Origin of the sequence: Arthrobacter sp. JSM 101049 (assembly GCF_041679245.1) — a bacterium.
Lineage (GTDB): Bacteria > Actinomycetota > Actinomycetes > Actinomycetales > Micrococcaceae > Arthrobacter_H.
On record NZ_JBGFFC010000003.1, the window covers coordinates 556,302 to 568,983 of the forward strand.

Sequence of the window (12,682 nt, forward strand, 5' to 3'; positions counted from 1 at the left end):
ATAGCATCGTGACCCATGGCCACCAAGAGCGCGACCCGCAACCGCAACACCCCCGCCTACCGTTGCGCTGAGTGCGGCTGGACCACCGTGAAATGGGTGGGGCGTTGCGGTGAATGCCAGGCCTGGGGAAGCGTTGAGGAGATCGGCCAGGTCACGGCCCGCACGACGGCGGCGGCCACGGTGGCCCGCCCGGCCCAGAAGATCGCCGACGTCGACTCGTCCGCGGCCTTGTACAAGCCGACCCACATCGGCGAACTGGACCGCGTGCTGGGCGGCGGATTGGTGCCCGGCGCAGTGATCCTCCTGGCCGGGGAGCCCGGTGTGGGCAAGTCCACACTGCTGCTCGACGTCGCCGCCCGCACCTCGCGCAACCAGCGCCGGGTCCTCTACATCACCGGCGAGGAATCCGCGGCCCAGGTGAAGATGCGAGCCGAGCGCATCGATGCCCTTTCCGACACCCTGTACCTGACGGCCGAGACAGACCTGGGCATCGCCCTGGGCCAGATCGAACAGCTGGACCCCGAGCTGCTGGTCATCGATTCCGTCCAGACCCTGTCCTCGGCCGATGTCGAGGGGGCGGCCGGCGGCGTGACGCAGGTCCGCGAGGTCGCGGCATCGCTGATCAACGCGGCGAAGAAGCGGGACATGACCACGATCCTGGTCGGGCACGTGACCAAGGAGGGCTCCATCGCCGGCCCCCGCCTGCTGGAGCACCTGGTCGACGTCGTGTGCCAATTCGACGGCGAGCGCCATTCACGCCTGCGTCTGCTGCGGGCCGTGAAGAACCGGTATGGCCCGACGGACGAGGTCGGCTGCTTCGACCTGACCGAATCGGGCATCGAGGGCCTGGCGGATCCCAGCGGGCTGTTCGTGACCCGGACCAAGGAACCGGTCTCGGGCACCTGCGTCACCGTGACGCTCGAGGGGCGCCGCCCCCTGGTGGCCGAGGTGCAGTCGCTCCTGGCCAAGACGAACAATGCCCAGCCCCGCCGCGCCACCAGCGGACTCGACTCGGCCCGCACCGCCATGATCCTGGCCGTGCTGCAGAGCCGGGCCGGGATGGACCTGTCCAACCTGGACTCCTACGTGGCAACGGTGGGCGGGGTCCGGCTCGGTGAACCGGCCACCGACCTGGCCACCGCGTTGGCCATTGCCGGGGCAAAACTCGATCGCCCCCTGCCGGCCCAATTCATCGCCTTCGGCGAAGTGGGCCTGGCCGGGGAGGTCCGGCCCGTCCCGGACATCGGCCGGCGCATCACCGAGGCGGAGCGGCTCGGCTTCCGCTATGCCGTGGTCCCGGCTTCTCCCAACGGCCCCGGTGCCATCCCCGGCGGCTTCAAGGTGCGGGAGGTCGGCACACTGCAGGAGGCCTTGCAGGCAGCCTTCGGGTAGCCGTGCGGGCCACCCGCGTCGACACAGCCGGCCGGTGGGGGCGGGCCGGCGCGCATACGATGGGGGTGACCCCGCGGAAGGAACCCCAATGGCCAAGACCCCCGAAGAAGCGCTGCGCACGACCCTGGCCCGCATTGCCCCGGGAACCCAGCTGCGCGACGGCCTGGAACGGATCCTGCGCGGCCGCACCGGGGCCCTGATCGTGCTCGGAAGCGACCGGACCGTCGAATCGATTTCCTCCGGGGGCTTCGACATCGACATCACCTTCTCCCCCACGCGGCTGCGCGAGCTGGCCAAGATGGACGGGGCCATCGTCTGCGACCGCGATGCCTCCAACATCCTCAAGGCCGCGGTGCAGCTGGTCCCCGACCATGCGATCGACACGCAGGAATCCGGGACGCGGCACCGAACGGCCGAACGCGTGGCCATCCAAACCGGGTTCCCCGTGATCTCGGTGTCGCAGTCCATGCAGATCATCGCGATCTACGTGCAGGGCATCCGCCACGTGCTGGAGGGGTCGGAACCGGTACTCGCCCGCGCCAACCAGGCCCTGGCGACCCTCGAGAGGTACCGCAACCGGCTGGACCAGGTCACCGGCACGCTCTCCGCGCTCGAAATCGAGGCGGTCGTCACGGTGCGTGACGTCGCCGTCGTGCTGCAGCGCCAGGAGATGGTGCGGCGCATCTCGGAGGAAATCGACCAGTACGTGCTCGAACTCGGGGTCGACGGACGCCTGCTGGCCCTGCAGTTCGACGAGTTGAGCGCGGGCCTGGGCCCGGGGAGCGAGGTGCTGCTCAAGGACTATTCGCTGGCCGGGACCGCCCCCGAGCAGATCGAGGCGGCCCTGGCGCAGCTGCGCTCCTTCAGCTCCACGGACATGATCGACCTGGGCAGGATCTCCACGGTCCTCGGATTCACCCCGGGCATCGATTCGCTCGAGGCGGTCGTCCACCCCAAGGGGTTCCGGCTGCTGGCCGGGATCAAGGCCGTTCCGCGGGCCGTGGCCGACCGGCTGGTGGCCAGTTTCGGCGGGTTGCAGCATCTGATGGCCGCGAACATCGATGACCTGATGGCCGTGGAGGGCATCGGCGAGCAACGGGCCCGGACAGTCCGCGAGGGTCTCTCCCGCATCGCGGAGTCGAGCCTGCTGGAGCGCTACACCTGAGTCCGGTCCGGCTACTTCAGCGTGAAGGTCGTCTTGTCGCTTTCGATGTCGCCGAGTTTGGCGGTGAAGCTGTACGTGCCGGGACGGGGCTTGCTCGAGACATCCTTGCATCCCGGGGCGCTGCGCTGGCGGTCCCACGTGAACCGGGCGGTTTCGGTCGCGCCGGCTTTCAGCGTCATCTCGGTGTCGGTGGCGTCCGCGCGGCAGTCAGTGGTTGAGAAGATGCGGTCCGAACCGGAAACGATCTTGAATTCCTGCTGGCTGGTGCCCACGTTCAGGGTGCAGTCCTCGGACCCGGAGTTGGTGATCTTCATTTCCAACACGGGTTCATCGCCCGAGCCGTAGGAGGACTTGTCCGTCGCCGCCGCCACGTCGATGTCGGCGGAACTGCATTCGCCCCCGGCGGCCTCGGCCGGGGAAGCATCTGCGGAGGCCGTGCTGCTGGCAGACGTGGAGGCATCGGCTGCCGATGAAGCCTCCGCCGAGGACGATGCCGACGCCGACGGGGAGGGGGAAGCGGCCACGCTCGACGGCGAGGATGCCGGCGCCTGGGCGTCCGTCGTGTCGCCGGTGAACAGGCCCGCCACCGCGACCACCGCCCACACGATCAACGCCACCGCGACCAGGAGGGCCACGCCGGCTACGATGCGCCGACGGCGGTAGACTTCCGGGCTCGGTTTGCGTCCGCTGCCGGATCGGGGCTGCTGTGGTGCCATGCCACTAGGGTATGGAGCACGTCGGGTTGCCACGGGTTCCCACGCCGTGCACTAGGGTATTGGTGCCCGGCAACCCAAGGAGCCCCGTGTCATTGACCCTGCCTCTCGACCTCGAAGCGCTGCACCACGACGTCACCGGCTGGTTTGCCGCCGAGGGCCGCGACCTGCCGTGGCGACGCCCGGAGTGCAGCCCTTGGGGGGTCATGGTCAGCGAGTTCATGCTCCAGCAGACCCCGGTGGTCCGGGTCTTGCCCGTGTGGGAGCAGTGGATGGAGCGCTGGCCGGAACCGGCGGCCCTGGCCTCCGAACCTAGCGGTGAAGCAGTGCGCGCCTGGGGCAGGTTGGGGTACCCGCGCCGGGCCCTGCGCCTGGCGGAGGCGGCGCGACGCATCACCGAGGAACACGGGGGCCGCGTGCCGAGCACCTACGCGGACCTGCTCGCCCTGCCTGGCGTGGGCAGCTACACGGCCGCGGCGATTTCCTGCTTCGCCTTCGGGATCCCGGAAACGGTGGTGGACACCAACATCCGGCGCGTCCACGCCCGCCTGGTCGGAGGACGCGCCCTGCCCGAACCCAGCTACACGGCGGCCGAGGCACGCTTGGCTGCCGAGCTCATGCCCTCGGCCGGGCACGACGGCGCAGAGCTGGGTTGCGCGTGGAATGCCGCGGTCATGGAGCTCGGTGCGCTGGTCTGCACGGCACGGTCCCCGCGCTGCGGTGAATGCCCCGTGGCCGGAGCGTGCGCCTGGGTGGCTGCCGGCAGGCCGGAACCCCACTACACCCCCAAGGGCCAGGCGTGGGCGGGAACCGACCGACAGCTCCGCGGGGCGATGATGGCGGTCCTGCGGGCCAGCGACGCACCTGTGGAGGCGGCGTTGCTGGTGGAGGTGGCGTCCGTCGATCCGGTCCCCGCCCACGTCGGCGCGCAAAGCGATCCGGCAACCGAGGCGGAGGCGGCCCTGCGCCGGCTCCGCGCCCTTCCCGCCGCGGACGCACAGCGCCGACGCTGCCTGCAGGGCCTGATCTCGGACGGGTTGGCTTCCGAGACATCCCACGGCGTGACACTGCCCCACTGAGGCCCCGTTAACGGGGCCGGGCCCCGCGCGCAGCGGGGCCCGGGAACGCCGGCCCGGGGACCGGGTCCGCACGCCAGTGGCTACTGGCCTTCTTCGTTTCCTTCGCCGTCGCCGCCACCGAGGTACTTCTCCTGGGCGCCGTCGATGGTGCCTTCATGTTCGCCGAGCTGGTCGCCGAACTTGTCCTGCGCCGCGTCCACACCCTGGTTGATCTGGTCGCCATGTTCGTTCTTGAGCTTCTCGATATTCTCGCCGAGGCCCCCCAGGTTGTCTCCGAGTCCCATTGCTTGACCTACTTTCGTTGGTTTCCAGTTGGTACGTTCGGTGCCATGGCCTCCGCTGGCTGCGGAGAGCGGCGCAGAGGCCCCTGCAGGGCCTCCATTTGCCAGCGTAGGCAGGCGCGGGTCATCCCGTCCACCACTCCACGCGAAAAATTTTCGCCGGTCCCCGAATGCGAAACGGGACGGGAACTAGAGGTTCATGATCATGCGCGTGTTTCCCAGCGTATTGGGCTTGACCCGTGCCAGATCCAGGAATTCGGCGACTCCCTCGTCCGTGGAGCGCAACAGCTCGGAGTACACCTCGGGATCCACTGCCGTCTGGTTCGCCATGACCTCGAAGCCCATGGCGCGGAAGAAGTCGACCTCGAACGTGAGGCAGAAGAGCCTGCTGACGCCGATGGTCCGGGCGCGGTCGACCAGGTCGCGCAGCAGCGCCTTACCGACGCCCTGGCCGCGGTGTGAGTCCGTCGTGGCCAGGGTCCTGATCTCGGCCAGGTCCTCCCACATCACATGCAATGCTCCGCAGCCGAGCAGTTCGCCGGCGTCTTCCGCGACGATGAACTCCTGCAGGCTCTCGAAGTATGCCACGGCTTCCTTCTCCAACAGGACCCGTCGGTCTGCCAGGGGACGGACGAGCTGGCGGATCCCGGCGACATCTGAGGTGCGGGCGGAGCGGAGGGTGAAGGGTGGCATTTTTCCATCCTATTCCCGCCGCCGCCGGGTCCCTGTCACATGACAGGGGCCCGGATCATGGAATCATCCACGACCCAGGCCCCACATCCGGTCCGGGCTAGGAGCCCGTGCTGAGGTGGCCTTCTTCCAGGGCGGCCTGGGCGTCCTGGCCTTCGAGGGCCGGGGTCTCCTCGCGGCCGGTGAAGGTGAACTTGGCCGTATCGCCCTCGCCGTCGACGTCCACGGTGATCGTCTGCCCCGCCACGATGTCGCCGAAGAGGATCTTCTCGGAGAGCTGGTCCTCGACCTCGCGCTGGATGGTCCGGCGCAGCGGGCGGGCGCCCATGGCCGGATCGTAGCCACGCGTGGCCAACAGGTGCTTGGCCGCGTCGGTCAGTTCCACGTGCATGCCCTTGTCGACCATGCGCACTTCCAGCCGGTCGACGAACAGATCCACGATCTGGACGATCTCCTCCTGCGAGAGCTGCGGGAACACGACCACGTCGTCGACACGGTTCAGGAATTCGGGCCGGAAGTGCTGGCGCAGCTCCTCCTGGACCTTGGCCTGCATGCGGTCGTAGCCGGTCTTCGTGTCAGTGGTGGACTGGAACCCGGTCATGACGCCCTTGGAGATGTCCCGGGTACCCAGGTTGGTCGTCATGATGATCACGGTGTTCTTGAAGTCGACCACACGTCCCTGGGAGTCGGTCAGGCGGCCGTCCTCCAGGATCTGCAGCAACGAGTTGAACAGGTCGGCGTGGGCCTTCTCGACCTCGTCGAACAGGACGACGGAGAACGGACGACGGCGGACCTTCTCGGTCAGCTGCCCGCCCTCTTCGTATCCGACGTAGCCCGGAGGGGCACCGAAGAGGCGCGACACCGTGTGCTTCTCGGAGTATTCGGACATGTCGAGGGTGATCAACGCGTCCTCTTCGCCGAAGAGGAACTCCGCCAGGGCCTTGGCCAGCTCGGTCTTGCCGACGCCGGTCGGACCGGCGAAGATGAAGGATCCACCGGGACGGTTGGGGTCCTTCAGGCCGGCGCGCGTGCGGCGGATGGCCTGCGAGATCGACTTGATGGCCTCGTCCTGGCCGATGACCCGCTTGTGCAGCTCGGCCTCCATGTTGAGCAGGCGGCCGGACTCCTCCTCGGTGAGCTTGATGACCGGGATGCCCGTCGAGTTCGCCAGCACCTCGGCGATGAGCTCCTCGTCGACCTCGGCAATTTCGTCCATGTCGCCGTTCTTCCAGGCCTTTTCCTTCTCGGCGCGCTCTTCCTGGAGCTTTTGCTCCTTGTCGCGCAGCGAAGCGGCACCCTCGAAGTCCTGCGAGTCGATGGCGGCTTCCTTCTCGCGCCGCACATCGGCGATCTGCTCGTCCATCTGCTTCAGGGCCGGCGGGGCGGTCATCCGGCGGATGCGAAGCCGTGCACCGGCCTCGTCGATCAGGTCGATGGCCTTGTCCGGCAGGAAGCGATCGGAAATGTAGCGGTGGGCCAGCTGCGAGGCGGCCGCCAAGGCGCCATCGGTGATGGACACGCGGTGATGCGCCTCGTACCGGTCGCGCAGGCCGCGCAGGATTTCCGTGGTGTGCTCCACCGACGGCTCCTTGACCTGGATCGGCTGGAAGCGCCGTTCGAGGGCCGCGTCCTTCTCGATGTGCTTGCGGTACTCATCCAGCGTGGTGGCACCGATCGTCTGGAGTTCGCCGCGTGCCAGCATCGGCTTGAGGATGGAGGCCGCGTCGATGGCGCCCTCGGCGGCGCCTGCGCCGACGAGCGTGTGGATCTCGTCGATGAACAGGATGATGTCCCCGCGGGTGCGGATCTCCTTGAGGACCTTCTTCAGGCGCTCCTCGAAGTCACCGCGGTACCGGCTGCCGGCCACCAGGGAGCCCAGGTCAAGGGTGTAGAGCTGCTTGTCCTTGATGGTTTCGGGGACGTCCCCGCGCACGATGGACTGGGCGAGGCCCTCGACGACGGCGGTCTTGCCGACGCCGGGCTCGCCGATGAGCACCGGGTTGTTCTTGGTGCGACGCGAGAGCACCTGCATGACCCGCTCCATCTCGAATTCCCGGCCGATGACCGGATCGAGTTTGCCTTCGCGGGCGGCCTGGGTGAGGTTGCGGCCGAACTGGTCCAGCACCACCGAGCCGGCGGGCTGCCCCTCGGATTGTCCCTGGCCGACCCCGGCACCGGCGGTTTCCTTGCCGCCCTGGTACCCGGAGAGCAGCTGGATGACCTGCTGCCGGACCCGGTTCAGGTCCGCTCCGAGCTTGACCAGCACTTGGGCGGCCACGCCTTCGCCTTCACGGATGAGGCCGAGCAGGATGTGCTCGGTCCCGATGTAGTTGTGGCCGAGCTGGAGCGCCTCGCGCAGGGAAAGCTCGAGGACCTTCTTGGCCCGGGGGGTGAAGGGGATATGGCCGGATGGGGCCTGCTGGCCCTGGCCGATGATCTCCTGCACCTGCTCACGCACGGCTCCCAGCGAGATGTTGAGCGACTCCAACGCCTTTGCGGCGACGCCCTCCCCCTCGTGGATCAGACCAAGCAGGATGTGCTCGGTTCCGATGTAGTTGTGGTTGAGCATGCGCGCCTCTTCTTGGGCGAGCACGACAACGCGACGGGCACGGTCGGTGAATCTCTCAAACATGCGGCACACTCCTAGCTAACGCGTACTGTCGATGCTACGCATCAATCGGCGACAGTTGGCACGTGTTCGCCGTGGGGATAACGGATACTCCGAGGGCGAAACGGCGCGGGCGCCACGACGGGCCGGCCCGGCGGTACCCGGGGCCGCTCTTCGTCAGGATTCGGGGTGTGCCTCGCGGTAGGCGTCGATGACCTCGGAGTGCAGGCGCCCGCGTTCGCTGACCTTGTAGCCGTTCTCCGCTGCCCAAGCGCGGATTGCGGGTGCCTCGGAGGCGGAGTAGGCGGTGGATCGGCGGGCCCGGGCAATGAAGGGTGCCAGGGCATCTCGGAGTTTCCTGGCGTTGTCCTCGCCGAGGTCGATCTCGTAGTGGCTTCCGTCCAGCCCGAAGTGCACGGTGTCGGTGGCAGTAGATCCATCGAGGTCGTCGATGAGCGTAATTTCGACCTTCCGTGCCACGGAGGGCTCCTCACTTCGAAGATGTGGGCCAAGGGGGCCGGAAAGCCGACGTGCCCCACGCCAACGGCTCCGGACTTTGCTTTTCGCGTCCGGGCACTATCTTACTGCGGAAACCACAGAACAACCGCCAGGAATTCCTTAGTCGTCTTGCGGGTTTTCGTTTTCCGGTTTCTCCGCCGCGCGCCGTTCGGCCTCGCGCCGGGCATCGGCTTCCGCCTCGGCCCGGCGTTCATTGCGGTCCACCCGGAAGACAGCACGCATCACGAACCAGAAGATCAACGCGACGACGATCGTCGGCAGCAGCACCTCGACGTAGTCCACCGGTCAGGCCTCCGGCTTCAAGAGCGGGTAGAGGATCGTTTCGCGGATGCCGGCATCGGTGAAGAGCATGACCAGCCGGTCGATGCCCAGGCCGATGCCCCCCATGGGCGGGGCTCCGTATTCGAGCGCCCGCAGGAAGTCCTCGTCGAGCTGCATGGCCTCGTCATCGCCGCCGGCCGCCAATAGGGACTGCTCGGTCAGGCGTTCGCGCTGGACAACCGGGTCGATGAGCTCGGAGAACGCCGTTCCGCGTTCCATGCCCCCGATGATCAGGTCCCACGCCTCGATGACCCCCGGCTTGGACCGGTGGGGACGGGCGAGGGGCTGGGCTGCCGGCGGGTAGTCGTAGACGAACGTCGGATCGATCAGGGTGGGCTCGACGATTTCGCCGAAGAGCTCGATGACCAGCTTCTCCGCGTTCCACTTCGGGTCGACCTTCACCTCGTGCCGGGCTGCGATCGAGCGCAGTTCCTCTGCCGTCGTCTCCGGGGTGACCGGGATGCCCACGGCCTCCGACAGGCCCGGGTACACGCCGAGCCACTTCCATTCTCCGTCCAGGTTGATGGTGCCCTTGGAGGTCTCGAGCTGGCGTCCGGCGCCGACTGCGTCGGCGGCGTTGAGGATGATCTCCTGGATGCGCTCGGCCATCACGAACTGGTCGGCGTAGATCTCGTAACACTCCAAGGTCGTGAATTCCGGGGAGTGCGTGGAGTCGACGCCCTCGTTGCGGAACAGCCTGCCGACCTCGAAGACGCGCGGGATGCCGCCGACCACCGTGCGCTTGAGGTAGAGCTCCGTGGCGATGCGCAGGGTCATGTCCTGCTCGAAGGCATTCAGATGGGTGTGGAACGGGCGCGCCGTGGCGCCCCCGTGGACCAGCTGGAGCATGGGGGTCTCGACTTCGACGTATCCATGGCCGTAGAGGGTGTTGCGGACGGCACGGGTCACCGCGTCGCGCTTGTAGATCATCTCGCGCGCTTCATCGCGCACCATCAGATCCGCATAGCGCTGGCGCACCCGCGTCTCGTCATTGAGGTCGGCGTGCAGCACGGGCATGGGCCGCAGGGCCTTGGAGGCCATCTGCCATTCGGTGACCATGATGGACAGCTCACCGCGGCGCGAGGAGATGACGGCGCCCGTGACGAACACATGGTCGCCGAGGTCGGTCAACCGCTTCCAGTCGGCGAGCGATTCCTCTCCGACATTGGCCAGGGACAGCATCGCCTGGAGGCGGACAGCTTCCCCGTGCGGCCCCGATTCCTGCAGGGTGGCAAAGCAGAGCTTGCCGGTGTTCCGGGCGAAGACGATGCGACCGGCGACACCGACGACGTCTTCGGTCTCCTGCCCGGCCTCGAGGTGCCCGTACTTCTCCCGGATCTCCAGCAGGGTGTGGGTCCGGGCGACTCCTACCGGGTAGGCATCCCGCCCGGATTCGAGCAGCTCCGCGCGCTTGGCCAGACGGACCAGGCGCTGGTCGCGGGTTTCGGTGGAGGCGGGGGCGGCGGGGGTCTGGTCAGCAGTCACAGTACTCGATTCTACGTCCTTGGGCGGCCGGCGGGGCACGTCCACAGCAGCCTGTGCCGGGGGTCACGGCACCACCCTGCGGCCGCGGCCGCCGTCGCCGCATCCCGCGCTGCGGGTACGACGACGGCGGAACCGGTCACCAGATCTGCACGCGTTCGGCGGGATCCAACCACATGCCGTCACCCGGTTGCGTGCCGAAGGCCTCATGGAAGGCATCCATGTTGCGGGCCACCTGGTTGCAGCGGAACTCCCCCGGCGAGTGCGGGTCGGTGGCGATTCGCGTGAGCATGGTTTCGGGACGGGTCAGTGAACGCCAGCATTCCGCCCAGCTGTGGAAGAAGCGCTGGTCGCCGCTGAGTCCGTCGATGACCTCGTCGGTGTCCAGTCCCCGCGCGGCCAGGTCCAGGCGGTAGGCCTTGTAGGCGATGCCCAGCCCGCCGAGGTCCCCGATGTTCTCGCCCAGCGTCAGCTTGCCGTTGACATGCTGGTCGGGGGTCTCCTCCGGCACCAGGGCATCGTATTGGGCGACCAGCCGGCCGGTGAGCTCCTCAAAGGCCGTCCGGTCCTCGGCGGTCCACCAGTCGCGCAGTTGCCCGGTGCCGTCGAACTGCGATCCCTGGTCATCGAAGCCGTGGCCGATCTCGTGGCCGATGACGGCCCCGATGGCACCGTAGTTGGAGGCGGCGTCACGGTCGGGGTCGAAGAACGGGCTGCGCAGGATCGCCGCCGGGAACCCGATCTCGTTCAGCAACGGGTGGTAGTAGGCGTTCACGGTCTGCGGGTACATGAACCAGAGATCCCGATCGACCCCGTCGTCGATCTTGGCCAGCTCGCGGGTGAACTCGAACTCGTTGGCGCTGGCGACGTTGCCGATCAGGTCATTCGGGTCCGCGGTGATGGCCCGGTAGTCGATCCATTTGACCGGATAACCGATCTTGGGCCGGAACATGGACAGCTTCTCCAGGGCCCGTTCGCGGGTTTCTCCGGTCATCCATGTCAGCGAGGCGATGGATTCACGGTAGGCGGCGATCAGGTTGGCCACCAGTTCCTCCATGAGGTCCTTGCTGTGCTGGCCGAAATGCCGTTCCACGTACAGCTGGCCGAGGTCTTCCCCGACCGCCCCCTCGGTGAAGGAAACCCCGCGCTTCCAGCGGGGCCGCATTTCGGTCACGCCTGCCAGCTTGGCGGAGTAGAAGGAGAAGCTCTCCTCGACGAAGGCCGCGGACAGGAACGAGGCGTTGCTGCGGATGACCTGCACGCTCAACCAGTGGCGCCAGGCGGACAACGGCTGGCTCCGCAGCAGTTCCTCGACGCCTTCGAGGTAGCTCGGTTGCCACACGTCGACCTGCGAGTAGTACTTCTCGTCGATCCGGGCCCCTTCGAGCCACAGCCGCAGCGTCGGCTGCAGACCGAACAGGCCGTCGGCATCCATCAGGTTGTACCGCGCCTGGGCATCACGGCACTTCACCGCGTCCCAGTGGTGTGCCGCCAGGGCGGTTTCCAACTGCACGACGCCGGCCGCCGCCTCCCGTGCCTTGGGCACCTCGGCCAAGGCCAGGAGGCGTTCGAGGTGCTCCCCGTATTCGGAGAGTAGCTCGGCGAACTGTTCCTCGCGGTAGTACGACTCGTCCGGCAGGCCAAGTCCCGATTGGATCAGCGAGAACACGTTGCGGTCCGGTTGGCCGGCATCCGAGTTGGCGCCGGCCTGGTACAGGCCCGAGACGCCGCGGCGCTGGAGGCTTCCACTGAGCGTCAACAGCTGCTCGATGCTCGTGCAGGAATAGACGGCTGCGAGGTCCTCCCGGATGGGGTCCATCCCCCGGGCCTCGATGGCCTCCTCGTCCATGAAACTGGAGAACAGGGCGCCGATGCGGGCCTTGCGGGGATCCGCCAGCCCGTTGACGTCGCCCGGATCCGCCTGCGCCTCGAGGATGATCGCGTGGACGGCCGCCTCGGCGTCGTCCCGCAGCTTCATGAACGACCCGTAGCTTCCCTGGTCGCCGGGGATCTCGGCGGTGGCCAGCCACTCGCCGTTGACGTGGCGGTACAGGTCGTCCTGGATCCTGGTGTCGTGATCCCGGTGATCGGCTCGTGCCGTGGTCAATGGTGATGCGGGCTCTGCAGTCATGGTGTCCCATCGTTTCAGGACGCCGCGGGGGATGTGGCGTCGGTTACGGTCCTGCACCCAGCCTACTGATCGAAACCCCCGCCGGGTTGTGCGGAAGCCGATGTTCCCCTGAACGCGAAAACCGAAAGCCGCACTCCGCTCGGCGGTGACCGCCCTTGTCCTTAAATGACTCAGGGCCCTGGACTGTTGTCCAGGGCCCTGGGCCCAATGATGGTCCGGCGGCGTCCTACTCTCCCACACCCTCCCGAGTGCAGTACCATCGGCGCTGTGGGTCTTAGCTTCCGGGTTCGGTATGGGACCG

11 protein-coding genes and 1 rRNA gene are annotated in these 12,682 nt (G+C 67.6%); 3 read left to right on the forward strand and 9 right to left on the reverse strand.

All coding sequences use genetic code 11. The annotated features are described in order from the left end of the window. Nucleotides 1–15: 15 nt before the first annotated feature. Entirely contained in the window at nt 16–1,392 is a 1,377-nt protein-coding gene (gene radA, locus AB8M85_RS12080) for a DNA repair protein RadA (RefSeq protein WP_372699063.1), read from the forward strand. Nucleotides 1,393–1,480: 88 nt separating this feature from the next. After that, complete coding sequence (disA, locus tag AB8M85_RS12085; RefSeq protein ID WP_372699064.1) at nt 1,481–2,557, forward strand: DNA integrity scanning diadenylate cyclase DisA; 1,077 nt, start codon at nt 1,481–1,483, stop codon at nt 2,555–2,557. 11 nt (nt 2,558–2,568) lie between these two features. Here the strand turns inward: disA and AB8M85_RS12090 are convergent, their stop codons facing one another. Beyond that, a complete protein-coding gene (locus AB8M85_RS12090; protein ID WP_372699065.1) occupies nt 2,569–3,273 on the reverse strand; it encodes a hypothetical protein in 705 nt (234 codons plus the stop codon). 86 nt (nt 3,274–3,359) lie between these two features. Here AB8M85_RS12090 and AB8M85_RS12095 point away from each other — a divergent pair, with 86 nt between their 5' ends. Beyond that, the gene (locus AB8M85_RS12095) at nt 3,360–4,349 is read left to right on the forward strand and encodes an A/G-specific adenine glycosylase (protein ID WP_372699066.1); all 990 of its coding nucleotides are present in this window, start codon (nt 3,360–3,362) and stop codon (nt 4,347–4,349) included. 80 nt (nt 4,350–4,429) lie between these two features. Here the strand turns inward: AB8M85_RS12095 and AB8M85_RS12100 are convergent, their stop codons facing one another. The 8 genes from AB8M85_RS12100 to rrf all read right to left on the reverse strand — a co-directional run. Further along, nucleotides 4,430–4,633, reverse strand: coding sequence for a hypothetical protein (locus AB8M85_RS12100; RefSeq protein ID WP_372699067.1), 204 nt, complete (start codon nt 4,631–4,633; stop codon nt 4,430–4,432). A 186-nt stretch (nt 4,634–4,819) separates the two neighbouring features. Beyond that, complete coding sequence (locus AB8M85_RS12105; protein WP_372699068.1) at nt 4,820–5,323, reverse strand: amino-acid N-acetyltransferase; 504 nt, start codon at nt 5,321–5,323, stop codon at nt 4,820–4,822. A 97-nt stretch (nt 5,324–5,420) separates the two neighbouring features. Beyond that, nucleotides 5,421–7,952, reverse strand: coding sequence for an ATP-dependent Clp protease ATP-binding subunit (locus tag AB8M85_RS12110; RefSeq protein WP_372699069.1), 2,532 nt, complete (start codon nt 7,950–7,952; stop codon nt 5,421–5,423). A 153-nt stretch (nt 7,953–8,105) separates the two neighbouring features. Further along, nucleotides 8,106–8,408, reverse strand: a complete 303-nt coding sequence (locus AB8M85_RS12115; protein WP_372699070.1) for an Lsr2 family protein — start codon at nt 8,406–8,408, stop codon at nt 8,106–8,108. A gap of 138 nt (nt 8,409–8,546) precedes the next feature. After that, nucleotides 8,547–8,729: a hypothetical protein gene (locus tag AB8M85_RS12120; RefSeq protein ID WP_372699071.1), complete on the reverse strand. Its 183-nt coding sequence runs from the start codon at nt 8,727–8,729 to the stop codon at nt 8,547–8,549. A 3-nt stretch (nt 8,730–8,732) separates the two neighbouring features. Next, nucleotides 8,733–10,253 carry a lysine--tRNA ligase gene (lysS, locus tag AB8M85_RS12125; RefSeq protein ID WP_372699072.1) on the reverse strand — a complete coding sequence of 507 codons (1,521 nt, stop codon included), beginning with the start codon at nt 10,251–10,253 and terminating at the stop codon, nt 8,733–8,735. A 136-nt stretch (nt 10,254–10,389) separates the two neighbouring features. Beyond that, complete coding sequence (locus tag AB8M85_RS12130; protein ID WP_372699073.1) at nt 10,390–12,381, reverse strand: M13 family metallopeptidase; 1,992 nt, start codon at nt 12,379–12,381, stop codon at nt 10,390–10,392. Nucleotides 12,382–12,594: 213 nt separating this feature from the next. Then, nucleotides 12,595–12,682, reverse strand: a 5S ribosomal RNA gene (rrf, locus tag AB8M85_RS12135); the annotation flags it as partial.

Excerpts from the sequence above, each read along its gene's own strand:
- radA (WP_372699063.1), top strand. The coding sequence starts at position 16 with ATGGCCACCAAGAGCGCGACCCGCAACCGCAACACCCCCGCCTACCGT.
- disA (WP_372699064.1), top strand. The coding sequence starts at position 1,481 with ATGGCCAAGACCCCCGAAGAAGCGCTGCGCACGACCCTGGCCCGCATT.
- AB8M85_RS12090 (WP_372699065.1), bottom strand. The coding sequence starts at position 3,273 with ATGGCACCACAGCAGCCCCGATCCGGCAGCGGACGCAAACCGAGCCCG.
- AB8M85_RS12100 (WP_372699067.1), bottom strand. The coding sequence starts at position 4,633 with ATGGGACTCGGAGACAACCTGGGGGGCCTCGGCGAGAATATCGAGAAG.
- AB8M85_RS12105 (WP_372699068.1), bottom strand. The coding sequence starts at position 5,323 with ATGCCACCCTTCACCCTCCGCTCCGCCCGCACCTCAGATGTCGCCGGG.
- AB8M85_RS12110 (WP_372699069.1), bottom strand. The coding sequence starts at position 7,952 with ATGTTTGAGAGATTCACCGACCGTGCCCGTCGCGTTGTCGTGCTCGCC.
- AB8M85_RS12130 (WP_372699073.1), bottom strand. The coding sequence starts at position 12,381 with ATGACTGCAGAGCCCGCATCACCATTGACCACGGCACGAGCCGATCAC.